This is a genomic window from Enterobacter cloacae complex sp. IR5402 (assembly GCF_049238125.1).
Classification (GTDB): Bacteria; Pseudomonadota; Gammaproteobacteria; order Enterobacterales; family Enterobacteriaceae; genus Enterobacter; species Enterobacter hormaechei_C.
The window spans coordinates 626,994-648,275 of the sequence record NZ_JBMKHO010000002.1; the positions used below are offsets into that span (position 1 = coordinate 626,994).

At 50.3% G+C, this 21,282-nt stretch carries 36 protein-coding genes, 3 tRNA genes and 1 pseudogene; 27 read left to right on the forward strand and 13 right to left on the reverse strand.

All coding sequences use genetic code 11. The features are described 5' to 3' along the window. Positions 1-11: 11 nt before the first annotated feature. The 3 genes from tcyL to sdiA all read left to right on the forward strand — a co-directional run bounded on the left by tcyL (position 12) and on the right by sdiA (position 2,375). On the forward strand, positions 12-680 hold the full coding sequence (gene tcyL / locus ACOTXL_RS06080; protein WP_003859632.1) for a cystine ABC transporter permease: 669 nt from the start codon (positions 12-14) through the stop codon (positions 678-680). Further along, positions 677-1,429, forward strand: coding sequence for an L-cystine ABC transporter ATP-binding protein TcyN (tcyN, locus tag ACOTXL_RS06085; RefSeq protein WP_003859634.1), 753 nt, complete (start codon positions 677-679; stop codon positions 1,427-1,429). Before tcyL ends, tcyN begins: the two co-directional genes overlap by 4 nt. A gap of 223 nt (positions 1,430-1,652) precedes the next feature. Further along, positions 1,653-2,375: a transcriptional regulator SdiA gene (sdiA, locus tag ACOTXL_RS06090; RefSeq protein WP_003859639.1), complete on the forward strand. Its 723-nt coding sequence runs from the start codon at positions 1,653-1,655 to the stop codon at positions 2,373-2,375. Between the two features lie 64 nt (positions 2,376-2,439). On the opposite strand, the gene ACOTXL_RS06095 is transcribed toward sdiA, so the two are convergent. Both ACOTXL_RS06095 and ACOTXL_RS06100 read right to left on the reverse strand, forming a co-directional pair. Continuing rightward, the gene (locus ACOTXL_RS06095; RefSeq protein WP_003859644.1) at positions 2,440-2,664 is read right to left on the reverse strand and encodes a DUF2594 family protein; all 225 of its coding nucleotides are present in this window, start codon (positions 2,662-2,664) and stop codon (positions 2,440-2,442) included. Further along, the gene (locus tag ACOTXL_RS06100; RefSeq protein ID WP_418235935.1) at positions 2,651-2,731 is read right to left on the reverse strand and encodes a hypothetical protein; all 81 of its coding nucleotides are present in this window, start codon (positions 2,729-2,731) and stop codon (positions 2,651-2,653) included. The genes ACOTXL_RS06095 and ACOTXL_RS06100 overlap by 14 nt, the downstream gene beginning before the upstream one ends. A 397-nt stretch (positions 2,732-3,128) precedes the next feature. Here ACOTXL_RS06100 and uvrY point away from each other — a divergent pair, with 397 nt between their 5' ends. The 6 genes from uvrY to ACOTXL_RS06130 all read left to right on the forward strand — a co-directional run bounded on the left by uvrY (position 3,129) and on the right by ACOTXL_RS06130 (position 6,681). Beyond that, entirely contained in the window at positions 3,129-3,785 is a 657-nt protein-coding gene (uvrY, locus tag ACOTXL_RS06105) for a UvrY/SirA/GacA family response regulator transcription factor (RefSeq protein ID WP_045350313.1), read from the forward strand. Continuing rightward, positions 3,782-5,614: an excinuclease ABC subunit UvrC gene (gene uvrC, locus ACOTXL_RS06110; protein ID WP_003859650.1), complete on the forward strand. Its 1,833-nt coding sequence runs from the start codon at positions 3,782-3,784 to the stop codon at positions 5,612-5,614. The genes uvrY and uvrC overlap by 4 nt, the downstream gene beginning before the upstream one ends. A 56-nt stretch (positions 5,615-5,670) precedes the next feature. Continuing rightward, positions 5,671-6,219 carry a CDP-diacylglycerol--glycerol-3-phosphate 3-phosphatidyltransferase gene (gene pgsA / locus ACOTXL_RS06115; protein WP_003859652.1) on the forward strand — a complete coding sequence of 183 codons (549 nt, stop codon included), beginning with the start codon at positions 5,671-5,673 and terminating at the stop codon, positions 6,217-6,219. 163 nt (positions 6,220-6,382) lie between these two features. Continuing rightward, positions 6,383-6,458, forward strand: a tRNA-Gly gene (locus ACOTXL_RS06120). A 51-nt stretch (positions 6,459-6,509) separates the two neighbouring features. Then, positions 6,510-6,583, forward strand: a tRNA-Cys gene (locus tag ACOTXL_RS06125). 11 nt (positions 6,584-6,594) lie between these two features. Continuing rightward, positions 6,595-6,681, forward strand: a tRNA-Leu gene (locus tag ACOTXL_RS06130). Between the two features lie 126 nt (positions 6,682-6,807). Here the strand turns inward: ACOTXL_RS06130 and ACOTXL_RS06135 are convergent. The 8 genes from ACOTXL_RS06135 to ACOTXL_RS06170 form a co-directional block, all read right to left on the reverse strand. Then, the gene (locus ACOTXL_RS06135; RefSeq protein ID WP_045350314.1) at positions 6,808-7,818 is read right to left on the reverse strand and encodes a tyrosine-type recombinase/integrase; all 1,011 of its coding nucleotides are present in this window, start codon (positions 7,816-7,818) and stop codon (positions 6,808-6,810) included. Further along, complete coding sequence (locus tag ACOTXL_RS06140; protein WP_072050211.1) at positions 7,818-8,045, reverse strand: DUF4224 domain-containing protein; 228 nt, start codon at positions 8,043-8,045, stop codon at positions 7,818-7,820. The genes ACOTXL_RS06135 and ACOTXL_RS06140 overlap by 1 nt, the downstream gene beginning before the upstream one ends. A 33-nt stretch (positions 8,046-8,078) precedes the next feature. Beyond that, entirely contained in the window at positions 8,079-8,348 is a 270-nt protein-coding gene (locus ACOTXL_RS06145) for a hypothetical protein (protein WP_045350315.1), read from the reverse strand. 79 nt (positions 8,349-8,427) lie between these two features. Continuing rightward, the gene (locus tag ACOTXL_RS06150; protein WP_065186928.1) at positions 8,428-9,270 is read right to left on the reverse strand and encodes a hypothetical protein; all 843 of its coding nucleotides are present in this window, start codon (positions 9,268-9,270) and stop codon (positions 8,428-8,430) included. Between the two features lie 3 nt (positions 9,271-9,273). Next, a complete protein-coding gene (locus tag ACOTXL_RS06155) occupies positions 9,274-9,450 on the reverse strand; it encodes a hypothetical protein (protein ID WP_157845141.1) in 177 nt (58 codons plus the stop codon). A gap of 1 nt (position 9,451) precedes the next feature. Beyond that, positions 9,452-9,964: a hypothetical protein gene (locus tag ACOTXL_RS06160; RefSeq protein WP_045351164.1), complete on the reverse strand. Its 513-nt coding sequence runs from the start codon at positions 9,962-9,964 to the stop codon at positions 9,452-9,454. A gap of 109 nt (positions 9,965-10,073) precedes the next feature. Continuing rightward, a complete protein-coding gene (locus ACOTXL_RS06165) occupies positions 10,074-10,901 on the reverse strand; it encodes a hypothetical protein (protein ID WP_045351163.1) in 828 nt (275 codons plus the stop codon). Beyond that, positions 10,901-11,314 carry a hypothetical protein gene (locus ACOTXL_RS06170; protein WP_045351167.1) on the reverse strand — a complete coding sequence of 138 codons (414 nt, stop codon included), beginning with the start codon at positions 11,312-11,314 and terminating at the stop codon, positions 10,901-10,903. The genes ACOTXL_RS06165 and ACOTXL_RS06170 overlap by 1 nt, the downstream gene beginning before the upstream one ends. A gap of 331 nt (positions 11,315-11,645) precedes the next feature. Between ACOTXL_RS06170 and ACOTXL_RS06175 the strand changes: the two genes are divergently transcribed. After that, positions 11,646-11,846, forward strand: coding sequence for a zinc ribbon domain-containing protein (locus ACOTXL_RS06175; protein WP_023315867.1), 201 nt, complete (start codon positions 11,646-11,648; stop codon positions 11,844-11,846). Between the two features lie 288 nt (positions 11,847-12,134). Here the strand turns inward: ACOTXL_RS06175 and ACOTXL_RS06180 are convergent, their stop codons facing one another. After that, positions 12,135-12,761 (reverse strand): LexA family protein, encoded by a 627-nt coding sequence (locus ACOTXL_RS06180; RefSeq protein ID WP_045351162.1) that lies wholly within the window; start codon positions 12,759-12,761, stop codon positions 12,135-12,137. Positions 12,762-12,860: 99 nt separating this feature from the next. Here ACOTXL_RS06180 and ACOTXL_RS06185 point away from each other — a divergent pair, with 99 nt between their 5' ends. The 11 genes and pseudogenes from ACOTXL_RS06185 (at position 12,861) to ACOTXL_RS06235 (ending at position 18,301) form a co-directional block, all read left to right on the forward strand. Further along, on the forward strand, positions 12,861-13,076 hold the full coding sequence (locus ACOTXL_RS06185) for a Cro/CI family transcriptional regulator (RefSeq protein WP_045351161.1): 216 nt from the start codon (positions 12,861-12,863) through the stop codon (positions 13,074-13,076). Next, positions 13,042-13,506, forward strand: a pseudogene (locus tag ACOTXL_RS06190) (YmfL family putative regulatory protein); the annotation flags it as partial. The gene ACOTXL_RS06185 and the pseudogene ACOTXL_RS06190, both read left to right, overlap by 35 nt. A 307-nt stretch (positions 13,507-13,813) precedes the next feature. Further along, complete coding sequence (locus ACOTXL_RS06195) at positions 13,814-13,993, forward strand: DUF4222 domain-containing protein (protein WP_032619902.1); 180 nt, start codon at positions 13,814-13,816, stop codon at positions 13,991-13,993. Beyond that, entirely contained in the window at positions 13,983-14,861 is an 879-nt protein-coding gene (locus ACOTXL_RS06200) for a conserved phage C-terminal domain-containing protein (protein WP_045351159.1), read from the forward strand. Before ACOTXL_RS06195 ends, ACOTXL_RS06200 begins: the two co-directional genes overlap by 11 nt. Then, the gene (locus ACOTXL_RS06205) at positions 14,858-15,352 is read left to right on the forward strand and encodes a hypothetical protein (RefSeq protein ID WP_045351158.1); all 495 of its coding nucleotides are present in this window, start codon (positions 14,858-14,860) and stop codon (positions 15,350-15,352) included. The genes ACOTXL_RS06200 and ACOTXL_RS06205 overlap by 4 nt, the downstream gene beginning before the upstream one ends. Next, positions 15,352-16,011 carry an MT-A70 family methyltransferase gene (locus ACOTXL_RS06210; RefSeq protein WP_023315874.1) on the forward strand — a complete coding sequence of 220 codons (660 nt, stop codon included), beginning with the start codon at positions 15,352-15,354 and terminating at the stop codon, positions 16,009-16,011. Before ACOTXL_RS06205 ends, ACOTXL_RS06210 begins: the two co-directional genes overlap by 1 nt. Further along, positions 16,008-16,235 carry a hypothetical protein gene (locus ACOTXL_RS06215; protein WP_022650831.1) on the forward strand — a complete coding sequence of 76 codons (228 nt, stop codon included), beginning with the start codon at positions 16,008-16,010 and terminating at the stop codon, positions 16,233-16,235. The genes ACOTXL_RS06210 and ACOTXL_RS06215 overlap by 4 nt, the downstream gene beginning before the upstream one ends. Next, positions 16,232-16,552 carry a LexA family transcriptional regulator gene (locus tag ACOTXL_RS06220; protein ID WP_045351157.1) on the forward strand — a complete coding sequence of 107 codons (321 nt, stop codon included), beginning with the start codon at positions 16,232-16,234 and terminating at the stop codon, positions 16,550-16,552. The genes ACOTXL_RS06215 and ACOTXL_RS06220 overlap by 4 nt, the downstream gene beginning before the upstream one ends. Continuing rightward, the gene (locus ACOTXL_RS06225) at positions 16,549-16,938 is read left to right on the forward strand and encodes a RusA family crossover junction endodeoxyribonuclease (protein WP_045351156.1); all 390 of its coding nucleotides are present in this window, start codon (positions 16,549-16,551) and stop codon (positions 16,936-16,938) included. Before ACOTXL_RS06220 ends, ACOTXL_RS06225 begins: the two co-directional genes overlap by 4 nt. Then, positions 16,935-17,924 (forward strand): DUF968 domain-containing protein, encoded by a 990-nt coding sequence (locus ACOTXL_RS06230; RefSeq protein ID WP_045351155.1) that lies wholly within the window; start codon positions 16,935-16,937, stop codon positions 17,922-17,924. The genes ACOTXL_RS06225 and ACOTXL_RS06230 overlap by 4 nt, the downstream gene beginning before the upstream one ends. Positions 17,925-17,938: 14 nt before the next feature. Continuing rightward, positions 17,939-18,301 carry an antiterminator Q family protein gene (locus ACOTXL_RS06235; protein WP_045351154.1) on the forward strand — a complete coding sequence of 121 codons (363 nt, stop codon included), beginning with the start codon at positions 17,939-17,941 and terminating at the stop codon, positions 18,299-18,301. Positions 18,302-18,348: 47 nt separating this feature from the next. Here the strand turns inward: ACOTXL_RS06235 and ACOTXL_RS06240 are convergent, their stop codons facing one another. Continuing rightward, positions 18,349-18,627 (reverse strand): hypothetical protein, encoded by a 279-nt coding sequence (locus ACOTXL_RS06240; RefSeq protein ID WP_045351153.1) that lies wholly within the window; start codon positions 18,625-18,627, stop codon positions 18,349-18,351. After that, on the reverse strand, positions 18,617-18,895 hold the full coding sequence (locus ACOTXL_RS06245) for a hypothetical protein (RefSeq protein ID WP_127341249.1): 279 nt from the start codon (positions 18,893-18,895) through the stop codon (positions 18,617-18,619). Before ACOTXL_RS06245 ends, ACOTXL_RS06240 begins: the two co-directional genes overlap by 11 nt. Before the next feature lie 272 nt (positions 18,896-19,167). Between ACOTXL_RS06245 and ACOTXL_RS06250 the strand changes: the two genes are divergently transcribed. From ACOTXL_RS06250 to ACOTXL_RS06275, 6 genes are all read left to right on the forward strand, one after another. Then, positions 19,168-19,563 carry a phage holin family protein gene (locus tag ACOTXL_RS06250; protein ID WP_022648767.1) on the forward strand — a complete coding sequence of 132 codons (396 nt, stop codon included), beginning with the start codon at positions 19,168-19,170 and terminating at the stop codon, positions 19,561-19,563. Beyond that, a complete protein-coding gene (locus ACOTXL_RS06255) occupies positions 19,550-19,831 on the forward strand; it encodes a phage holin family protein (RefSeq protein WP_045351152.1) in 282 nt (93 codons plus the stop codon). Before ACOTXL_RS06250 ends, ACOTXL_RS06255 begins: the two co-directional genes overlap by 14 nt. Next, the gene (locus tag ACOTXL_RS06260) at positions 19,831-20,460 is read left to right on the forward strand and encodes a glycoside hydrolase family 19 protein (protein ID WP_045351151.1); all 630 of its coding nucleotides are present in this window, start codon (positions 19,831-19,833) and stop codon (positions 20,458-20,460) included. The genes ACOTXL_RS06255 and ACOTXL_RS06260 overlap by 1 nt, the downstream gene beginning before the upstream one ends. A 7-nt stretch (positions 20,461-20,467) precedes the next feature. Then, positions 20,468-20,743 carry a hypothetical protein gene (locus tag ACOTXL_RS06265; RefSeq protein ID WP_045351165.1) on the forward strand — a complete coding sequence of 92 codons (276 nt, stop codon included), beginning with the start codon at positions 20,468-20,470 and terminating at the stop codon, positions 20,741-20,743. Further along, entirely contained in the window at positions 20,694-20,885 is a 192-nt protein-coding gene (locus ACOTXL_RS06270; RefSeq protein WP_045626480.1) for a hypothetical protein, read from the forward strand. Before ACOTXL_RS06265 ends, ACOTXL_RS06270 begins: the two co-directional genes overlap by 50 nt. Further along, a partial coding sequence (locus ACOTXL_RS06275) for a hypothetical protein (RefSeq protein WP_421625853.1) occupies positions 20,843-21,282 on the forward strand: 440 nt, incomplete at its 3' end. The genes ACOTXL_RS06270 and ACOTXL_RS06275, both read left to right, overlap by 43 nt.

Here is a 21,282-nt window from a genome sequence, read left to right on the forward strand (position 1 = left end):
GAAAAATAATAATGCAAGAAAGTATTCAACTGGTTATTGATTCGCTGCCGTTCTTGCTTAAAGGCGCGGTGTTTACTTTACAGCTCAGTATCGGCGGGATGTTCTTCGGGCTGGTGCTCGGGTTTGTGCTGGCACTGATGCGCATGTCCAACATCTGGCCGGTGCGGTGGCTGGCGCGGTTTTACATCTCCGTGTTCCGCGGAACGCCGCTTATCGCCCAGCTGTTTATGATTTACTACGGGCTGCCACAGTTCGGTATCGAGCTGGATCCGATCCCGGCGGCGATGATTGGCCTGTCGCTGAATACGGCGGCGTACACCTCTGAAACGCTGCGTGCGGCGATCTCCTCCATCGATAAAGGGCAGTGGGAAGCGGCGGCCAGTATCGGGATGACCCCGTGGCAGACGCTGCGCCGGGCAATCCTGCCCCAGGCGGCGCGCGTGGCGCTGCCGCCGCTGAGCAACAGCTTTATCAGCCTGGTGAAAGACACCTCCCTTGCGGCGACCATTCAGGTGCCGGAGCTGTTCCGTCAGGCGCAGCTGATCACCTCGCGTACGCTGGAAGTGTTTACTATGTATCTGGCGGCCTCGCTGATTTACTGGGTGATGGCGACGGTGCTGTCCGCTCTGCAAAACTATTTTGAAAACCAGCTTAACCGCCAGGAGCGTGATCCAAAATGAGTGCAATTGACGTCAAAAACCTGGTGAAAAAATTCCACGGGCAAACGGTGCTGCATGGCATTGATCTTGAGGTTGAGCAGGGCGAAGTGGTGGCAATTATCGGCCCGAGCGGGTCAGGCAAAACCACGCTGCTGCGCAGCATCAATTTACTGGAGCAGCCCGAAGGCGGGACGATCCGCGTGGGTGATATCACCATTGATACCGGGAAACCCATCAGCCAGCAAAAAGGGCTGATTCGCCGCCTGCGCCAGCATGTCGGCTTCGTGTTCCAGAGCTTTAATCTCTTCCCGCACCGCACGGTGCTGGAAAACATTATTGAAGGGCCGGTCATCGTCAAGGGGGAACCTAAGGAAGACGCCACGGTCCGCGCCCGCGAGCTGCTGGCGAAGGTTGGCCTGGCAGGGAAGGAGACGAGCTATCCGCGTCGCTTATCTGGCGGGCAGCAGCAGCGTGTCGCTATTGCACGCGCGCTGGCGATGCGCCCTGATGTGATCCTGTTTGACGAACCCACATCCGCGCTCGATCCTGAGCTGGTCGGGGAAGTGCTGAACACCATCCGACAGCTGGCGCAGGAGAAACGCACGATGGTGATTGTGACGCATGAAATGAGCTTCGCCCGCGACGTTGCCGATCGGGCTATTTTCATGGATCAGGGGAGAATAGTTGAGCAGGGGCCAGCTAAAGCGCTGTTTGCCAATCCGCAGCAGCCCCGTACCCGTCAGTTCCTTGAAAAATTCTTGATGCAGTAGCATTTTAGCGTTCAATTTGCTCCAGATGCCGCTTCTGGAGCAAATAATCCTCCCTTAAACTCCGTTCTGTTGCTTTTTTATTCCGCCTGAAGTGGATAAGCCATCGCCAAATTAAAGATAATCTGCCTGTGGCCGATATTTTATATAAATAATCATGCTAAATGTGTTAGGTTATATTCACCATAATAATGATTATCTTTATCAGAGGCTTCATTCGGCAAGTATGAGGGATATAGACTTTTTCACCTGGCGACGGGAATGCGTCCTCCGGTTTCAGCAAATGACCTGTGCTGACGAGGTATATCAGGAACTTCAGCGACAAACGCAGGCGCTTGAATTCGATTATTATGCGCTTTGTGTTCGACACCCTGTGCCATTTACCCGCCCGCGAACATCCGTCCATTCCAGTTATCCGCAACAATGGATGGCGCAATATCAATCCGAGAATTATTTCGCCATTGACCCGGTACTGAAGCCGGAGAATTTCATTCAGGGACATTTGCCCTGGACGGATGAATTATTCACGGATGCCCAGCAATTATGGGACGGCGCGCGGGACCACGGTTTACGCAAGGGAATAACGCAGTGTCTGATGATGCCAAATCATGCGCTCGGTTTCCTTTCCGTGTCATGTACCAGCTTACAGGCACACTCGATATCCAGTGAAGAAGTTGAGCTGCGTTTACAAATGCTGGTCCAGATGGCGCTCACTACGCTGTTGCGCTTTGAACATGAGACGGTGATGCCGCCTGAAATGAAATTCAGCAAGCGTGAACGGGAAATTCTGAAGTGGACCGCAGAAGGGAAGACGTCGGCAGAAATCGCCATCATTCTTTCCATCTCGGAAAATACCGTCAATTTCCACCAGAAGAATATGCAGAAGAAATTCAACGCACCGAATAAGATCCAGATAGCGTGTTATGCCGCGGCGACGGGACTTATCTGACTGATATCATGTTCTGCGTGTCAGACGAGAAAACGGCTGAATGCTTTGCATCCAGCCGTTTTTGTTACTGGCGGTAGGCTTGTTTAATTTGCTTAACCGTATTGGCAAAAACAGCGGATTCCGCCTGGTCTTCCATCTGCGCGATCTGTTTTTCCATTTTAATGATCACACGACCAGCATCAGCCTGGCCCATCGCCTGTAGCATAAGCGTCAGCAGCGACTTCAGGCAGTTTACTTCCTGTGCCAGTTCCTGGTTATTCTCGGCAGTGGCAAATTCAGGTGTGCTCATTTATTTTCCTCATTATAAAACAGCGCATGAGCGCGACGATGAAAGTTAAGGCGGCGGAGTATACCACAAGCTATGGCAAAAAATGCAGTGGTTGTTTTTTATACTTGTCGCGCCGCGATTATTGGTCGACGCGGATTATGAAGGTACTCTGTCCAATATGTTAGCGGCAATTAAATGTTTATCCCCGGTTCGTCATTCGTTAATTGTTGTTACAAAAAATCGCGCGCTCTTTTTCGTTTGAGTTAACAACTGTTTTAGTAACTTTTTGAATATCGATGCTAGAAAATAGCGGTAAAAGCCCAGCGGACAAGGGTTTTCTTTCCACTTGCTGTACAGCCTAATTTCCAAAAACGAGACCAGAATCGTATAGCCGATTTTTTAGCGTTTTAATCTTGCATGGAAAACCGTTAATATAAACTCAATTAGCAGTCAGTAGCGTTATCCCTATTCTGGAGACATTTCCTTTGATCAACGTCCTTCTTGTTGATGACCACGAACTGGTGCGCGCAGGGATACGACGCATTCTTGAAGATATAAAGGGTATTAAAGTTGCCGGCGAGGCGTGCTGTGGCGAAGATGCCGTCAAATGGTGTCGCGCTAACTCCGCAGACGTGGTGCTGATGGATATGAACATGCCCGGTATTGGCGGGCTTGAAGCCACGCGCAAAATCGCGCGCATGTTCGTTGATACCAAAGTTATCATGCTGACCGTCCATACCGAAAATCCGCTGCCTGCCAGGGTTATGCAGGCGGGTGCTGCCGGGTATCTCAGTAAAGGCGCCGCGCCGCAGGAAGTTGTCAATGCGATCCGCACCGTATACGCCGGGCAGCGTTACATCGCTTCTGATATTGCTCAACAGATGGCTCTGAGTCAGATTGAACCGGAAAAAACGGAATCTCCGTTTGCCAGTTTGTCTGCGCGCGAATTGCAGATTATGCTGATGATCACTAAAGGTCAGAAGGTGAATGAGATCTCAGAGCAGTTGAATCTCAGCCCGAAAACGGTCAACAGCTATCGCTATCGGATGTTCAGTAAATTGAACATTCACGGTGATGTCGAACTGACTCACCTGGCCATTCGCCATGGTTTGTGCAATGCGGAGTCGTTAATAAGTCAGTGAGTGAAGCGTTCGATTCAAAAGCATTTCTGAAAACCGTCACCAGCCAGCCGGGCGTCTACCGAATGTACGACGCTGGCGGTACGGTTATCTATGTCGGTAAGGCAAAAGATCTGAAAAAACGCCTTTCCAGCTATTTCCGCAGCAACCTTGCCTCCCGTAAAACCGAAGCGCTGGTCGCACTTATACACAACATTGATGTCACCGTAACGCATACGGAAACGGAAGCGCTGCTGCTTGAGCACAACTATATCAAGCTGTATCAGCCGCGCTACAACGTCCTGCTGCGCGATGATAAGTCCTACCCGTTTATCTTCCTGAGCGGTGATACCCACCCTCGCCTGGCGATGCATCGTGGCGCTAAGCATGCGAAGGGTGAATACTTTGGCCCTTTCCCGAACGGTTATGCCGTACGCGAAACGCTGGCGCTGTTGCAAAAAATCTTCCCCGTTCGCCAGTGTGAAAACAGCGTCTACCGCAACCGTTCCCGGCCGTGCCTGCAATATCAGATTGGCCGCTGCCTGGGGCCGTGCGTTGAAGGGCTGGTAAGCGAAGAAGAGTACGCGCAGCAGGTGGAATATGTCCGCCTGTTTTTAGCCGGGAAAGACGATCAGGTGCTGACGCAACTGATTACTCGTATGGAAAAAGCCAGCGCGGCGCTGGAATTTGAAGAGGCCGCACGCATCCGCGACCAGATCCAGGCGGTGCGCAGGGTGACCGAGAAGCAGTTTGTTTCTAATACGGGCGACGACCTCGATGTTATCGGCGTAGCCTTTGACGCCGGTCTGGCCTGTGTTCACGTGCTGTTTATTCGTCAGGGCAAAGTGCTCGGCAGCCGCAGCTACTTCCCGAAAGTGCCGGGCGGCACTGAGCTGGGTGAAGTGGTGGAGACTTTTGTCGGCCAGTTTTATTTGCAGGGCAGCCAGATGCGTACGCTGCCCTCGGAGATCCTTCTGGACTTCACGCTCGACGATAAAACCCTGCTGGCGGAATCGCTTTCAGAGCTGGCAGGCCGCCGGGTGAATGTCCAGACGAAACCGCGGGGCGATCGCGCGCGTTATCTGAAGCTGGCACGAACCAATGCCGCCACGGCGCTGACCACCAAACTGTCCCAGCAGTCGACCGTCAGCCAGCGTTTAACCGCCCTTGCTACGCTGCTCAAGCTGCCGGAAGTGAAACGCATGGAATGCTTCGACATCAGCCATACGATGGGTGAGCAGACCGTGGCGTCGTGTGTGGTCTTTGATGCGAATGGCCCCCTGCGGGCAGAGTATCGTCGCTATAACATCACCGGCATTACGCCCGGTGACGATTATGCCGCCATGAACCAGGTGCTGCGCCGTCGCTATGGTAAAGCGATTGAAGAGAGCAAAATCCCGGACGTTATCCTTATCGACGGCGGGAAAGGGCAGTTGGGGCAGGCGAAGGCGGTATTCGAATCGCTCGACGTAGAGTGGGACAAGAACCATCCGCTGCTGCTAGGGGTAGCGAAGGGGGCAGATCGTAAGGCTGGCCTGGAAACGCTGTTCTTTGAGCCGGAAGGCGAGGGCTTTAGCCTGCCGCCGGATTCCCCTGCGCTGCACGTGATCCAGCATATTCGCGATGAGTCGCACGATCATGCCATCAGCGGGCACCGTAAAAAACGGGCGAAAGTGAAAAATACCAGTACCCTTGAGACGATTGAAGGCGTCGGGCCAAAACGTCGCCAGATGCTGTTGAAGTATATGGGCGGATTGCAAGGATTACTCAACGCCAGTATGGAAGAAATTGCAAAAGTGCCGGGTATTTCGCAAGGGCTGGCAGAAAAGATCTACTACTCGTTGAAACATTGAGGGCTCTGTAGCAACATAGAGCTAAATTTTACTGACAACAGACAGTTACCGTCATCATGCGATTTAATATCCCTACGTTGCTCACTCTCTTTCGCGTTGTGCTCATTCCGTTCTTCGTCCTGGCATTTTACCTGCCGGTCGTCTGGGCGCCTTTTGCCTGTGCGCTTATTTTCCTGATCGCTGCCGTGACGGACTGGTTTGACGGTTATCTGGCGCGTCGCTGGAACCAGAGCACCCGCTTTGGCGCATTCCTCGATCCGGTTGCGGATAAGGTGATGGTAGCAATCGCGATGGTGCTGGTGGCGGAACATTATCATACCTGGTGGGTGACGCTGCCTGCCGCGACCATGATTGGACGTGAGATTATTATCTCTGCCCTGCGCGAGTGGATGGCGGAGCTGGGTAAACGCAGCAGCGTGGCGGTGTCCTGGATTGGGAAAGTTAAAACCACTGCGCAGATGGCGGCGCTGGTGTGGATGCTGTGGCGTCCGAATGCCTGGGTTGAGTGGGCCGGCATTGGTCTGCTGTGGGTTGCGGCGGTGCTGACATTGTGGTCAATGCTGCAATATTTGAACGCTGCGCGCGGTGATTTGCTTGAACAGTGATCGTTTCGGCTTAATTTTCAGCAAACGGTCCTGAGATGCAAAAAATAACGTTGACTCATAACGTCATATCAGTAGAATGCAACGCATCGAACGGCGGCACAGTTAGCCGGACGATAATGAAATCAAGTGGTTAGGAAGTCGTTAAATAGTTACTTGATGACATGCGGGAATAGCTCAGTTGGTAGAGCACGACCTTGCCAAGGTCGGGGTCGCGAGTTCGAGTCTCGTTTCCCGCTCCAGATTAAAGCATCGGCAGTTTGCGGGTGCAGGTCGAAAGACAACAGATTTAAGGCGCGTTAGCAAAGCGGTTATGTAGCGGATTGCAAATCCGTCTAGTCCGGTTCGACTCCGGAACGCGCCTCCACTTTCTTCCCTGGCCGGATGGTGGAATCGGTAGACACAAGGGATTTAAAATCCCTCGGCGTTCGCGCTGTGTGGGTTCAAGTCCCACTCCGGCTACCATGGGAAAAGTAGAATAAAATCAATGATAAGCAGTGTCGTATAAACCACCGAAAGGTGGTTTTTTATTGCTTATTTTTCGCCTTTCGCCATTGTTTCGCCATTCATTTTCGCCATAAGAAGAGGGCATTACTGCCCCCCGACCACTGGCACCACAGAAATTTTCCTGTTGTATCTCGCCGTTTGTGATGCATTTTTATGACCTGAAATTTCCTGTTTCTCATGAAGCGTTCCTTCTAAATCAGATATTCCCTTGGCTTTCAGATCATGGAACGTGAAAGTGAATTCAAGCTCTGGAAATTTCTCAGTCGCCGCCTTTTTTGCTTTCATCCACTGAGCATTGAAGGCGTCTCGGGTATAACGTGATCCAGACTGCTGGTGGATCACATACAGGCTAACCATTCCGTTATTTAATGGCAGTGAATTTGCCAGAGAGATTGTGTTTGATAGGCGCTCTGTCCATGCTTTAATCTGACTTACTGCCGTTTTACTTTGCTGAATTAGAATACCCTCATCAAGGATCTGACTCTTCTTAAGATCTAGAATATCCCCCTGACGTGCGCAGCATAAATAGGCTAATTCCATAGCAATCTTTACTGGTAATGAAGCAACACTGAAAAGCGCATCATATTCTTTGTCAGTAACATACCGGGTGCGCGCCTGCTCCTTAAACTGCTTCACGCCCTGACAAGGATTCATTTTCACTTTTCCACGCTCATAAGCCCACCTAAAAACCCTCGACATAAACGCTTTCTCACGGTTCGCCTGAACCCTGCTCTTAACACCCCTCTTGTCCATATACTTTCGGATGTGTTCAGGTTTGATATTTTCTGGTTTCATTTTTCCGAAAACTACATTCACCTTAGTGCCATATTTCCGGTAGTCCTTTCTTGTTTCTGTTGCCAGCTCATGGAAGTCACCAGAGTTAAAAAACTCTTCGCAAAGAGCATGGAAATTAGATCCAACCTTGATATCGTTGATGAAGTTTTCATAAGCCGCCCAGACTTGAGCCTTAGTCAGATCGTGATTACACAATCTAACTGTTCTCCCGTCTGGTGCTCTGAACTCATAGGCTGATTTTCCCCGACGAACGCGAGGCGGCATCCAGTTATCATCTGGATTTTTGCGGTTTCTTGACATTACATGTCCTTAAAGTTTGGTTCTTCTTCCTCTGGTTTGTTCACTACCAGCTTAAGACCAGCAGGGTTGGTAACATGGTCCCACGTTGTTCCTGGTCTACCGTCTTTGCGAGGCACGAAAAATACTCCGCTTTCTTTCAGTGCTCTGCATTGAAGAGAAGGGCGGCGATATCCAGTAAGCTGATAGAGGTCATCAGGGGTAAGAAAACGTTGGCTTTGTCCGCTCATCGTATAGCTCTCCACTTAACCGGCTGCACCCGGCTATCTCTTATAGAAAATGCATGATGAACAACCACCACGGAGCCCATCATTGCAGGTACGACATCTTTTTGTTTCGGTGTAATAGAGCTGGTGGACCATCTCCTTTGGCATTAGGACCGGCATCGGCACGCGGATAACCAGCTTTTTGAGCCTGTCGATTTCACCGGCCAGCTCCAGCAGACGGGAGCGGCAATCCTCTGCTTCCTCCCGCCACCAGGCTACATCCGCTTTAAGGCGGCGCAAGCGCCGCTGTTTGAGTTTGCTCACCATATCCCATACCCGGATATGGATATCAACTGGCAGATAGCGAACATCACCGCCGTGATAACAACCACTTTGACTGGAGGCATCACTTCACCTCCTGCTGCGGTGCTGCTGTTATCATCCGGCGATACACATCGTAAGTTCCGAATTGTTCATCTCCAGCCTCAAGCATTTCATGGGTGGGTTCTTCTGGCACCAGCACCCAACCATCCGGAATCACCGCTGACTTGAATGGCTTTCTGTCTTTTACCCAAGTAACCAGCGCTTGAATGTGCTTCTCATAGGTTGCCGCAAGCATTTCATCTGATTCTGGCGCTGCTATTCCAGCGTTGCTGAGCGCCAGGCGCAAACCATCCGGAATCACCGGAGAGTTGCCGTCTTGCGCCGGAGCGATGTAGTTTTGCTCCGGACAGCAATCGGATTGCGCTGGAGAGTTACCATTCTGAAGCATGGCTTCCTGAAAGCGTCCAAGCTCCACGTACTCCTGGCATGACCACCCGCCATCAATAAAATCGCGAGCTTCAACAGCGTCGAAAGTGAATGATGTTTCGCCGCCAGTTGGTGAGGTTAAGCCGTACAGGTCTGCTACCGGCTTAAATTGCGTGACTGGTATGGTACCTTCATTGGTGAGGGTACCATCTGCACCCTGAAGCATGGCTGCGCGGTTCAGAAGCACATCACCCATTTCTATTCTTGATGCTGGCCACACGTCTGCATCAGAGCCAGATTTGAGATAATCAAGATTGGACTGGTCGATAACGCACACAGCCTCCGCTTCGAGCGATGCCAGCGCGATACGCGCCAGCTCCAGCTCTTCTTCAAGCTCCGCGCGAGAATCAGCGAAAGCGGTCTGTGTTACGGCAAGCTCCAGGCCCTTAACCTTTTCGCGCGCACGTTCACGTAATCGTTCTTTGGTAATAGTGCTCATGGGTTAGTCCTCTACCTTTCCGGTATCACGCCAATGCGTCAGGACGGCTATTAATTTTCTTGCCTGAACCCAATCTATTTCTATTGGTTCAATACATTTTGAGTTATCAATAAATATTGTTTTTGTGTTATCTGACTGAACATCAAGATAATCACAGTTTTTTGTACGTTCGATTCTCATTTCACTCTCCTTTACCGGCTGCGGCTGCGATTTCAGCTTCACTACGATAATCGCCACTGATAACAACCTTCAGACGACCGATAATTTCCCAGACGTTTTCCGGGCTGGCATCTTTCAGGAGCGACAGTGCGCGTTCGTTGCGCTTCTCTGCGGCTTCCAACTTCTCTTCGGTCTCTTTGAGCCTCTCAAGGCGAATAACCATGCCATGAATAACAACTGGCACCTGGTCATCAACGAGGTCACGAGGTACTTTCAGGGCGCGCTTCCACTCACGCATTAGGGCGTTGCGCTGTTCTGCAACAGCCACAATGGCTTCGAGTCGATTGATTCTGTTGTCTTTGGCTTCCAGCTCATCCAGCAGCGCCTGAATTTTCTGTGCATGCATTTCGATAACGTTAACCGGACACATACCGGTTAACGCCTGATATTCGCGAGGACTCCCACGAAGAGAATGAGCCTGCTGCTCAACTTTTGCATATAGCTCTTTCTGTGCGCGTTTGTCGATGTTGCTCATTGGGCGGCCTCCTCGCAGACGTGCATTTCAGGCTCATCAGCCTTGTAGTAACCACCACAGATTTTGCAGGGAACTACCGGAACTTCATCGTAATTTGAGGTTCCAGTAATCATGATTTTTCTCCATGACGCTGCGCGGCGATAGCTTTGTGCTCGTCGATAATTTCCACGACTTCTGCATGGACCAATCCTTCAAGAGAGATAACACCTGTGTCGCTTATACCCGCCAGGCTGATCAGTTCTACAAGACGCCGCGCTTTCTTCACGCTAATTTCCGGCGCTATCACGCTGCGGGTAACTTTCTTCTTGCCCTTTGCAGCCGCGGAAGCTTTATCCTTCTGAAGAACCTCACCGGCCTTTTCCCCGAACTCTTTTACTCGGTCAACGGCCACATCTACGGACACGGTCCCGGATTTAACTTCTTTCTGAACGTCATGGTTAGCTGTGCTAAGAAGCAGAAGCTTTTCGACAGTAGGAACAGACTTGTTGACTAGTTTTGCGATCTCGCTGGTGGTCTGGTTGAAGGCGTTATGAAGCTCCTGAATAACAGCTGCCTGCTCCATATCGGATAGCGGGAGCTGGTTGTTACTGGTCATGATGCGCGCCAGGCGCTGAACATCGTTACCGTTGAACGGCATGATGTGAATGCGGTCCACTGGCTTGCCAGCTTCAGCGCAGCGCGCATAGCAGCGGCGACGGCGGTGACCTTCTACAACCCATACGCCACCTTCATCACGCGCGATAACTTCCAGCGGTGGAACTGATCCGCCGTTCATCAGGTAGTTGAACAGGTCATCATCAGCCTGGCGGGTGCGTTCATCATCTTCACGCTTGTTGAAACCTTCGCGAACGTGGATATCGGAAAGAGCGATAAACATCCCGGTATCGGTACGTTTAATCAGACCAGACTTTGTCATTTGCTTGAATGAGTTAGCCATTAGAGAGCAACCTCGTTATTCATTGAAATGACAACAGGAGTCAGCTCACGCAGTTCTCGCTGAGCTTCCAGAAGATGCATATTGGTAGGCGTTTTGGTGTGGCGCTCTTCGATGCGGTCGCACTCTTTGGCCCAACTTGCAACATCCTCACGCAGCGTAGCGTTCTGCTCAGCCAGTTCCTTACGCTGCGCCAACGCTTCGCAAAGCGCTACGCTGGTGATATCGAGACGGTTAGCAAGCTCATTCATAAGCTGAGCTGATGCAACTGGCAGGAACTTAGCTGCTATACGTGCCGCCTCGATCAACTGCTCTCTGGTCATACGTGGTTGTATCTCGGTGACGTTCTGTGTGTTCGTCATGGATAGTTTCTCCGTGTTATAAGCGCTCTGCACAGCGCTGATTTTTGGTTGCACGAATCCCTCGCCTGACGGCGACAAAACATAAAGGGGTTTCGTTTTAGTAAGCACCCAACCAGGGCACTTAGTGAAACGGGCGGCTGCCACCGCCAGTTAGCTTCTCCACAATTGGGAGCGCGTTCTCCTGAGGTTGATTTAACGACTGAGGCCTCTCAAGGAACCGGCTGAACGCGCTTTCAGTTGTGAAAAGGGGCGGTCGACATTAAGGACATTCACAACTGCCGACCGCCAAGACTACACACAGCAATGAAAACGTTGCCTGTCTTTTCACCACATCAGGCTCGGTGGTATTCTTGGAGTTCTCACACAACCAAGAGGGATATTACAAATGGACGAAGTTAAGTTCTCTTGCCCAGAATGCAGTGGCGAACTCTTCGATAGCACCGCGATACCTGAAGGCTCTGACAGTTTTGCGGGAGCTGTCTGTGGAAATTGTGGTCACGTTGTAACTGAAGACGAGAGCTCTCAGTTCGATGATCAGCTTGCCAATGATTACTTCGACAATCTCACCAGGAACCTTTTCGATTAATGGCAAGTAACGCTTGCTGACCGCCTCAACAACCTGCGTTTGAGCTTTCAAGGCGCTGCAATCTACATGCAGCGTCAATTCGACATAGCCACAGCTCTTACGCTTATTGCTAATAGGCGCAAATGTCTCGCCGGCTGGCAACTTAATCGTCTTTCTGTTTGCGCTAGTGCTCATACTGCCTACCCACAATGTTCGCTGTTGATGAATAAAATCTAACTTAACTTAGTTTTTAGGTCAAGGGTAAACACCAAACTTTTCTTAGCTTAGTGTTTTGAGGAGGTAGGGAAATTAGATTTCGTACTGAACGCCTTTAACAACGCCAATAATAAGGCAGTTACCGTTGATCGGTATGTTGGGGTAGCGAGGATTTAGTGGGACTAAAAATTTTTGTGGGCCATCAATGACAAGTTTTTTAACAGTCGCTTCGTTAGTGCCATCAATGCGCGCAACAACAATCTTCCCGTGAAGGGGTTCGACATCTGGATCAACAATAACGGTAGCCCCTTCAGGGATTGTTGGGAGGCCATTTGGATTGGTCATTGAATCCCCTTTGACCTCTAAAGCGAACGAGCTATCCCCAATGCGAAGTGATGTCTCAACCCATTTATCGACATCACTGAACAAATCAGCAGTTTTACATTCCGTAAACTGCCCAGCCTGAACCCAGGAAATCACTGGCACACGCCGCATTTTAGTTATGAGGGTACCTTCAAATTCGGTGCCGTAAAGAATGTAATCTATTGATGTATTGAAAAATTTCGCCAGCCTAACCAGCGATTCACCGTTTGGGGTATTCACATCCTTTTCCCAATAACCGACCGCTACGTCACTAACTCCGCAGAATTTACCCAGTTCTTTTTGAGAGGTTCTTGTAACCCTACGTAGGGCTTTAATGCGCTGACCAACCGTTTCCATGAAAGCACCAAATTTAAAAAAGACTAAGTAATCTTAGTTTTTATTGACCAAAGTTAGATTGGTTATTAATATCTAATCAAACTTAGCTAAGGAGGCTTCATGACAACCGACGAGATTGAACGACATTTCGGCAGTACTGAAAAAGTTGCCGAATTTTTTGGCATCACCAGTGAGGCCGTTTACCAGTGGCGTAACCGCCCAGGACGCTTAATCCCAAAAGGACGAGCTGCTGAAGCTGCGTATCGAACTGCTGGTGAACTGGAATTCAACCCAGAACGTTATGGCAAGAATACATCGCCAAACGATCAGAAATAACCACAGAGATAAGGGGTTAGCCGTGGGAAATGAACACTGGAAAGTAGAAAAACAACCAGCTTGGCTGGTGGCAGCAGTCCGCAAGACGATTGCAGCTTTACCGGGTGGATATGTGGAGGCTGCCGAAATACTGGACGTAACTCAGGATGCTCTGTTCAACCGCCTGCGCGCTGGTGGAGATCAGATCTTCCCTATGGGTTGGGCTATGGTCCTGCAAAAGGCTGCTGGTGTTAGTTATATCGCCGATGCGTTCTCTCGTGAAACCGATAACGGGATCCATGTTCCTGGCGCTGTGCCAGATGATGAGAACGAAGAGATTGGGATGAAACTGGCTGAGATGGTGGGTCGGCTTGGCGAGTTAGTCAATGCATACCGCCATTACATCGAAGATGGCGTTGTAGACAAAGGCGAATGGCAGAGCCTTAACGATATCGCATATCAATTCAGGGTCACACTCATGACATTCCTGAATTTGATCTCTCGTGTTTATTGCCTGCCAGAAATGAGTGACGCCCGCGAGTGTGCAGCTCCGGGCGTCTTGGCGTGTCGTATCAGTGGAGAAACTAACGCATGAACAGTTTAACGGTAAACAACCGTCTTCCGCAACTACGGGGAATTCCCGTATATGGGACCTCGTCGTTTCGGTATGAGCGCATGGTATCAGGCCGATGGGTTCCGTGTAACCACAGCAGGGCTATGGCGATTGTGGGTGTCTGGCGTCGGAAGGGGAGAGCGCTATGCGAGAACTTAACCGGCGTTTCAGAGATCACTATGGCGTCCCGGTGCGCGTCATCAGATGGGAGCCAGAGACTCGACGCGTTATATACCTTCGCGAAGGGTACGATCATGAGTGCTTCAGCCCTCTTGAGCAATTCCAGCGTAAATTTACAGAGTTAAAGGACGACCATGAGCACTAAATTAACCGGTTACGTTTGGGACGCTTGCGCTTCTTCAGGCATGAAGCTGTCCAGCGTTGCCATCATGGCGCGTCTGGCAGACTTCAGCAGTGATGAAGGGGTTAGTTGGCCTTCCATTGCTACCATTGCGCGCCAGATTGGTGCTGGTGAGAGCACGGTTCGCACAGCTATATCTCAGCTGGAAAAAGACGGTTGGTTAACCCGCCAGCAGCGTCGTAAAGGCAACCGCAATGCATCGAATGTTTACCAGCTCAATGTTTCGAAATTACAGGCAGCCGCCTTTTCTCACCTGTCAGAATCTGACGCGTCAAAATCTGATGCATCAAAATTCGACCCGTCAAAATTTGATGCGTCGAAAAACAGTAATAATGGCAGTTTTCACCCGTCAGAATCTGGTGGGGATCCGTCAGTAAAATCAACTACTGATCCATCAGATAAAAAACCTAATTGTCAGGTTGCGTCGCAACCCGACACTGCATGTGTCAATCAGGTTGATTTGATAACTGGTCAGGCAGTCTTAATCCTCAACCATCTCAATGACGTTACTGGTAAGACATTCCGCAAGGGGAAAAGCTCCCTGGATAATATTCGCGCCAGACTTCGTGAGAACTTCACACACGATGAGTTGCTGTTGGTTATTGATTACAAGCACGAGCAGTGGAAAGACACGAAATACTACGAACACATGCAGCCTACAACTTTGTTCAGGCCAACGAAGTTCGAAGGATATTTGCAGAACGCGTTGCGCTGGAATAGCAAAGGCCGACCTAAGCGTGAGGACTGGGACGCTGTCCGCAAACAAGATCCATTGAAATTCGGTCAGCCAGACAAAGTCATCCCGGCAGGTTTCAGAGGAGCGAACTCATGAGCCTTCTGAAAGATATTCAAATTTTCATCGCTGAAAACCCTGGGTTAACTAACAAACAGATCGCAGCATCAATGCCCCAGTACGACGTTCACGCTGTTCAGCGCGGTGTATGCCATCTGGTCAAACTGAATCGTGCAACACGCCAGCATAACGGCAAGTGCTACCAGTATTTTGCCAAAGCGCCGGGTGGTGACGTTAGCGAGGGGCGTTCTGCACTGAAAATTAACCGGGCAGATACACCAGCTGTATCGGAACAGGAAGAAGCGCCGAATCCAGCTGTAACTAGGATGATGGATAAGGCTCAAGGCCTGTTTGAAAAAGGGCTCTACCACCGTGCAGCCACAGTTCTTATGGATGCCTTCAACCGCTCTAAGAACGAAGAGCAGCGGATGAAGATACTGATTGAGCGTCAGCGTTGCCTGAGCATGGCGCCGAAAGTGAAAGCACCCTCTGATGCATGGTGTCTGGCTGGCCGAGCGAGGAATGTCTGATGAAATACTCACTGATTTACGCTGACCCAGCCTGGCTCTATGACAACAAAGCCAGTAACGGTGCAGCAGAAGATCACTACGACACGATGAAACTGATCGACATGAAGCGCTTGCCGGTTTGGGACCTGGCTGCCGATGATGCAGTTCTGGCTATGTGGTTCACCGGTACGCACACCCGAGAGGCTATCGAGCTGGCTGAAGCGTGGGGCTTTAAGGTCCGCACGATGAAGGGCTTTACCTGGGTAAAGTTCAATCCACTGGCAGAGCAGCACATCAACAAAGCACTTCAGGCAGGCCGTGTGGAGGATTTTTACGACTTCCTCGACCTGCTGAACGTACAAACACGCATGAACGGCGGGAACTACACCCGAGCCAATACCGAAGACCTGCTAATCGCCACCAGGGGAAATGGACTGGAACGCAAGTGCGCCAGCATCAAGCAGGTTATCTACAGTCCACTCGGTGAGCACAGCCAGAAGCCAGCAGAGGCGCGTTTCCGTCTGGAAAAACTTTATGGTGACGTTCCGCGCATCGAACTATTCAGCCGTTGCGGTGCGCCTGGCTGGGATCACTGGGGAAATCAATCTGAATCACCAGCTGTTGAGCTTATACCGGCAGTTGCCGTTCCCATGAAAAAACTACAGGAGCGCGCCGCATGAAAAAGTTATCTACCGAGCATGAGAACGCTGTGCGTGATGTAGCCCGTCAATGCAACGATGCCATCAAAAAAGCCCTAAAGCAGAAGCCAAAGCCAAGCTGGAATGTCGTAGTGCCTCCGATCCTGAAGGAGTACCACGAGAAGGTTAAACCGATGGGCGTAAGCCTGGTGATGTTCAACAGCGTAATCGGACGCCTGAACGGGCGTTATGGAGTAGAGTCATGATCGGATTAACGCCGCGTCAGAATGAAGTGTTCGAAGCTATCAAGGTTCATATCGAAAAGTCTGGCTTCCCACCTACGATGCTGGAGCTTGCCGGATTAATTGGCTGCGCATCACCGAACGCTGCTGTAGCGCACGTGAAGTCACTTAAGAAAAAGGGTTACATCACTGTTGCTCCTGGCGCAGCCAGGGGCATTACCGTCATCAAAACGGAATGGGATGCAGATCCAGTGACGATCATCAAAGACCTGCTATCCGGTGGAGATAAGGCCAGAGATAACGCTGTTGAATGGCTGAAAAAACAGGGAGTGACGTTATGAAACTGGTGCTCCCGTTCCCACCGAGCGTAAACACATACTGGCGAGCCCCAAACAAGGGGCCGTTAAAAGGCCGCCATCTTATCAGCGAGAAGGGTAGGGCATACCAGAGCGCGGCATGTGCAGCGATCATTGAGCAACTGCGTTGCTTACCAAAACCATCATCATCACCAGCTGCGGTGGAGATCCTTCTCTTTCCTCCAGATGCCCGCCGCCGCGACATCGACAACTACAACAAGGCTCTGTTTGACGCGTTCACGCATGCAGGCATTTGGGAGGATGACAGCCAGGTGCAGAGAATGTTGGTGGAGTGGGGGCCGAAAGTGCGTGGCGGAAGGGTAGAAATATCGATAACCAGGCATCAACCAACAATGGGGGGAATTGGGTGAGAGCCATACTGACGCCTGAAATTGCGCCGATATCCGGGGTGGTTCTGTTCCGCCCTGGTACCGAACTGCTCTGGTTATTCCGTCAGGGAAGGGTAGTTATTGAGCCACCATCCGAAGCCATACAGCATCTGCCATCGGGATTAATCCCTGAAGCCCACCAGCCCCTGACTGACGATGCCAACATGCAGGCTATTTTCGTTAACGAAAGGGTCATTCAGCGAGCTGGTGGATTGAGTAGCCTTGATGCCTGGCTGGAGAGAAAATTTGAATGTCAGTGGCCTCACACTGACTGGCATGCCAGTGACTTTACGGTAATGCGCCACGCTCCGGGGAGCATTCGTCTTTGCTGGTCTTGTGATAACCATTTACGTGAGCAAACCACTGAAAGACTGGCAGGAATTGCCATGCAGAACCTGGTAAAATGGCTTCTGGAAAGGGTGAATATTGATTTAGGTTTCAGCGCTGACCACACTCTTTCGCTTCCTGAGTTCTGCTGGTGGATGGTACGTAATGATCTGGCTGATCTTGTTCCTGAATCAGTGGCGAGTAAAGCACTCAGAATCAAGCCGGAACAGCACAGTTCAGTGATGAGGGAAAGCGACATTGTCCCGTCATTACCGGCTACGCAAATCTTTCAGGAGAAGGCAAAAAAGATAGTGGTGGTGAAGGTTGATCCTGAAACTCCGGAATCTTTCATGCTGAGGCCAAAGCGCCGACGCTGGGAAAACGAGAAATACACCCGCTGGGTGAAGTCGCAGCAGTGCTGTTGCTGTAATAACCCGGCAGACGACCCCCACCACCTGATAGGCCACGGGCAGGGTGGAATGGGTACCAAAGCGCATGACCTGTTTGTGATACCGCTGTGCAGAGCACATCACGACGAGTTACACGCTGATCCCGTGGCATTTGAAGCGAAATACGGCGACCAGTTAACGCTGCTGTTTCGGTTTTTAGATCGTGCGCTGGCAATCGGCGTATTAGCATGAAAAGTGGAGATAACATGCGTGACATTCAGAAGGTATTAGAGCGTTGGGGAGGTTGGGCCGCGAGCGATAGTTCTGGCGTGGATTACTCACCAATCGCAGCTGGTTTCAAAGGGCTTCTTCCTCAAACAAGTAAATCCCGCCTTTCTTGCACTGACGACGACGCCCTGATTATAGAAGGGTGTTTGGCTCGGCTTCAAAAACGAAAACCATATGAGCATTCGCTCTTGGTTGCTCATTATTTATATGGCATCTCAAAACGGAAAATCGCGAAAGCGAGAAAGAAGGATGAGAAACTTATTCGCATAGAGATACAGATGGCTGAAGGGTTTATTGATGGCTGTCTTTCAATGCTTGATATTAAACTAAATATGGATTGATAAAATAGGCGGTGCTAATTGTTAATGAGCACCGCTTTGTTAAGATGTCAAGAAATATTAAGTTTAACTTTTATTACGGCAGCTATAATTGCACTTATAACTGTAATGCAGATAGTCAGTGAGTTTTTAAGAACGAAGTTATAAATCTTTCTGGTTTTTGAAATGTCTTTGTTTTTGTTTCTATTTGAACCTGCTTGATTATTTATTGCGGTAAATTCTTTAATGTTTTCTGCGTCAGCGAGAGTGTCGGATGTTGTAGCGTTTTCTTTCAAATTTACTTTGTCAACATTCTTTAGTTTAAACATTGGTTGGTCATTATTTTCCATATATGGCTCTCATTACTAATATATAAACTATCGACACTTTGAAGCTAGGCGTGGTATTAGTTAAACTAACCCTCTGTTTTTTAATTTTTTTTAAATCTACATTATTCTCAGCTATGAGCTCTCCGCAATCTTCAACTTCGTAATGTGTTGAATTACTGTTAGAAATATTTTTTTGTGCGGTGAGTTTTTTTATTTTTTTTGCTACGAGAAATGGTGCTTCAATATTAGAAAAATTACCACTAACTTCAACCTCATCAGAATGTTCCACGTAGATTACTGATTTCATTGATTTATCTCTCGATGGTTTAATTGAATTTGATAGTCCGTTTCATCAATGTTGTTAGTCTTTCAATCATAGCAAAAAAAAGTAACGCGGTCCGCATTTTTTATCTTACTATGATAAGTGTTGTGATTTAGACATGTGCTTAAGCATCTCGAAGGCAATGAACACATAAAAGTATAATTTCATATGGCCCCCAACTGGGGGCTTTTTTGTTTCCCCTCAATCTGAGAGGACTCACGGCAATAAGAGGGGGTTAAATGTCCGATCCTGTTTCTGGCACTACGGTAGCGGCTGGTGGTCTGATGGGGGCCAGCATGTTCGGACTGGCAACCGGCATAGATTACGGTGTGGTGTTTGGCGCATTCGCTGGTGCGGTGTTCTACGTCGCTACGGCTGTTAATATCAGCCGCCTCAAGCTGGTGGGCTACTTCATCACCTCATTCATCTTCGGGGTTATCGGCGCTCCACTGCTTGGCTCTTACTTCTCCAAATGGACGGGGTATAGCGACAGGCCACTTGATGCGCTGGGTGCGGTAATCGTAGCCGCTATTGCTATTAAGCTGCTGACATTCGTCAACAGTCAGGATTTGGGTAGCCTGTTTGGAATTCTCTCGCGTTTACGTGGTGGAGGGGCCAGCAATGGTAACAAGTGATCCGAGTGCGATGGCAAACGCAATTATCTCTGCTGTTATCGTTATTGCACTGATGTTCTACCAGCGCGGCGGGGCGAGACATCGCCCCCTAATATCGCTGATGGCTTATTTCACGGTGCTGGTATACGCCAGCGTCCCTTTCCGTTACCTGTTCGGCTTGTACCATGAATCGCACTGGTTCGTGGTGCTGGTGAACGTCCTGATTTGTGCTGCCGTTCTCTGGGCTCGGGGAAACATGGCGCGCCTAGTTGATGTACTGAGGCACTAATGAACCAAACACAATTTCAGAGGGCGGCTGGTATCAGCGCCGGGTTAGCTGCGCGCTGGTTTCCGCATATCGACGCCGCTATGAAGGAATACGGCATTACCGCACCGCTTGATCAGGCCATGTTCATTGCCCAGATGGGGCATGAAAGCACCAGATTTACCCGGCTGGTGGAAAACCTGAATTATGCGGCAGAAAACCTGGTACCGACGTTCGGCAGCCACCGCATCACTCCACAGCAGGCCGCAGCGCTTGGCAGAACGGCAGCGCACCCGGCTAATCAGAAAGCAATCGCTAATCTGGTATACGGTGGAGAGTGGGGTAAAGAACACCTGGGCAATCAGGCAGCAGGCCATGGCTGGAAATATCGCGGTCGCGGGCTGAAACAGGTTACCGGCCTGAGCAACTATCGCAGTTGTGGCCACGCGTTGAAACTAGACCTTGTTACTCACCCGGAACTGCTTGAAGAGGATGAATACGCTGCGCGCTCAGCCGCATGGTTCTATGCCTCCCGCGGATGCCTGCTTCATTCTGGGGACGTGGAGCGCGTGACACTGCTAATCAATGGCGGCCGCAACGGGCTGGATAAACGCCGCGCGCTGTTTAACCTGGCGAAATCAATTCTGGTGTGAGGTGAATGTGGGTATCGAAACGATAATAGGGCTGGCCGCACTGGTCATTTCCGCCATTGCAGGCGCTTTTGGCCTGGGCCATATCCGCGGCACCAGCAAAGCGGAAGCGAAAGCAGACCAGCAGCGCACTGAAGATAAGGCCGCCACCACTCAAGCAGTAGCCGAACGCCGGGTAGAAGCAACGAAAGAGGCCAGCAATGTACAGCAGAATGTTAACCGCATGCCTGATGACGATGTTGATCGCGAGCTGCGTGACACGTGGAAGCGTCCCGGTGGTGGTTGATACCGCCTGTGACTGGGTAAAGCCGATCTACCTGACTGAACACGATATCGACGTTATGGACCGCCAGACGAAGAAAGACATCCTGGCGCATAACAAAGCGTGGCAGGCGAACTGCCAGAAAGAAACCAGAGCCATGAAATAGCATGGCCTATGCCGGTTTTATTTGAAATATTTATCATCGCTTGTGGTGCAATTATGAAAGGCTTATTTATCCCTGGTGTGACTGAGCTTGGCGCATCATCAGATAGTTTTCCATCCGGCATAGTTATTACCGGTGCTAATGTTATGACGCTGCCGCCTGGCGAGTGGGTTGACCTTAGCGATATCGATCTTACCTCCTCTGCACTGGATTATCGGGTTTCGTTCAGCTGCGCAAGCAACCATGCATACTACTCAGCTGATGGAACTATTCAGTTCGCTGCACCTGACGTATGGCCGCTTGAGTACCGGAATGGAGTGGCAGTTGGAAGGCATGAGCCTGAAGTGCAGTCTGATAATATTGTTGTTTATGCGATAGATTTTTCAAAATGGATCTTGCT

Bases quoted from the DNA above. Each gene is read 5' to 3' on its own strand.
- ACOTXL_RS06150 (WP_065186928.1), bottom strand. From the start codon at position 9,270: ATGAGCACTATTACCAAAGAACGATTACGTGAACGTGCGCGCGAAAAG.
- ACOTXL_RS06250 (WP_022648767.1), top strand. From the start codon at position 19,168: ATGTCCGATCCTGTTTCTGGCACTACGGTAGCGGCTGGTGGTCTGATG.
- pgsA (WP_003859652.1), top strand. From the start codon at position 5,671: ATGCGATTTAATATCCCTACGTTGCTCACTCTCTTTCGCGTTGTGCTC.
- ACOTXL_RS06195 (WP_032619902.1), top strand. From the start codon at position 13,814: ATGCGAGAACTTAACCGGCGTTTCAGAGATCACTATGGCGTCCCGGTG.
- sdiA (WP_003859639.1), top strand. From the start codon at position 1,653: ATGAGGGATATAGACTTTTTCACCTGGCGACGGGAATGCGTCCTCCGG.
- ACOTXL_RS06160 (WP_045351164.1), bottom strand. From the start codon at position 9,964: ATGAGCAACATCGACAAACGCGCACAGAAAGAGCTATATGCAAAAGTT.
- ACOTXL_RS06155 (WP_157845141.1), bottom strand. From the start codon at position 9,450: ATGAGAATCGAACGTACAAAAAACTGTGATTATCTTGATGTTCAGTCA.
- ACOTXL_RS06095 (WP_003859644.1), bottom strand. From the start codon at position 2,664: ATGAGCACACCTGAATTTGCCACTGCCGAGAATAACCAGGAACTGGCA.
- ACOTXL_RS06180 (WP_045351162.1), bottom strand. From the start codon at position 12,761: ATGGAAACGGTTGGTCAGCGCATTAAAGCCCTACGTAGGGTTACAAGA.
- ACOTXL_RS06205 (WP_045351158.1), top strand. From the start codon at position 14,858: ATGAGCCTTCTGAAAGATATTCAAATTTTCATCGCTGAAAACCCTGGG.
- ACOTXL_RS06225 (WP_045351156.1), top strand. From the start codon at position 16,549: ATGAAACTGGTGCTCCCGTTCCCACCGAGCGTAAACACATACTGGCGA.
- ACOTXL_RS06175 (WP_023315867.1), top strand. From the start codon at position 11,646: ATGGACGAAGTTAAGTTCTCTTGCCCAGAATGCAGTGGCGAACTCTTC.
- tcyN (WP_003859634.1), top strand. From the start codon at position 677: ATGAGTGCAATTGACGTCAAAAACCTGGTGAAAAAATTCCACGGGCAA.
- ACOTXL_RS06270 (WP_045626480.1), top strand. From the start codon at position 20,694: ATGTTGATCGCGAGCTGCGTGACACGTGGAAGCGTCCCGGTGGTGGTT.
- ACOTXL_RS06210 (WP_023315874.1), top strand. From the start codon at position 15,352: ATGAAATACTCACTGATTTACGCTGACCCAGCCTGGCTCTATGACAAC.
- ACOTXL_RS06240 (WP_045351153.1), bottom strand. From the start codon at position 18,627: ATGGAAAATAATGACCAACCAATGTTTAAACTAAAGAATGTTGACAAA.
- ACOTXL_RS06140 (WP_072050211.1), bottom strand. From the start codon at position 8,045: ATGAGCGGACAAAGCCAACGTTTTCTTACCCCTGATGACCTCTATCAG.
- ACOTXL_RS06235 (WP_045351154.1), top strand. From the start codon at position 17,939: ATGCGTGACATTCAGAAGGTATTAGAGCGTTGGGGAGGTTGGGCCGCG.
- ACOTXL_RS06260 (WP_045351151.1), top strand. From the start codon at position 19,831: ATGAACCAAACACAATTTCAGAGGGCGGCTGGTATCAGCGCCGGGTTA.
- ACOTXL_RS06200 (WP_045351159.1), top strand. From the start codon at position 13,983: ATGAGCACTAAATTAACCGGTTACGTTTGGGACGCTTGCGCTTCTTCA.
- ACOTXL_RS06135 (WP_045350314.1), bottom strand. From the start codon at position 7,818: ATGTCAAGAAACCGCAAAAATCCAGATGATAACTGGATGCCGCCTCGC.
- ACOTXL_RS06165 (WP_045351163.1), bottom strand. From the start codon at position 10,901: ATGGCTAACTCATTCAAGCAAATGACAAAGTCTGGTCTGATTAAACGT.
- ACOTXL_RS06215 (WP_022650831.1), top strand. From the start codon at position 16,008: ATGAAAAAGTTATCTACCGAGCATGAGAACGCTGTGCGTGATGTAGCC.
- tcyL (WP_003859632.1), top strand. From the start codon at position 12: ATGCAAGAAAGTATTCAACTGGTTATTGATTCGCTGCCGTTCTTGCTT.
- ACOTXL_RS06255 (WP_045351152.1), top strand. From the start codon at position 19,550: ATGGTAACAAGTGATCCGAGTGCGATGGCAAACGCAATTATCTCTGCT.
- ACOTXL_RS06220 (WP_045351157.1), top strand. From the start codon at position 16,232: ATGATCGGATTAACGCCGCGTCAGAATGAAGTGTTCGAAGCTATCAAG.
- ACOTXL_RS06185 (WP_045351161.1), top strand. From the start codon at position 12,861: ATGACAACCGACGAGATTGAACGACATTTCGGCAGTACTGAAAAAGTT.
- ACOTXL_RS06145 (WP_045350315.1), bottom strand. From the start codon at position 8,348: ATGGTGAGCAAACTCAAACAGCGGCGCTTGCGCCGCCTTAAAGCGGAT.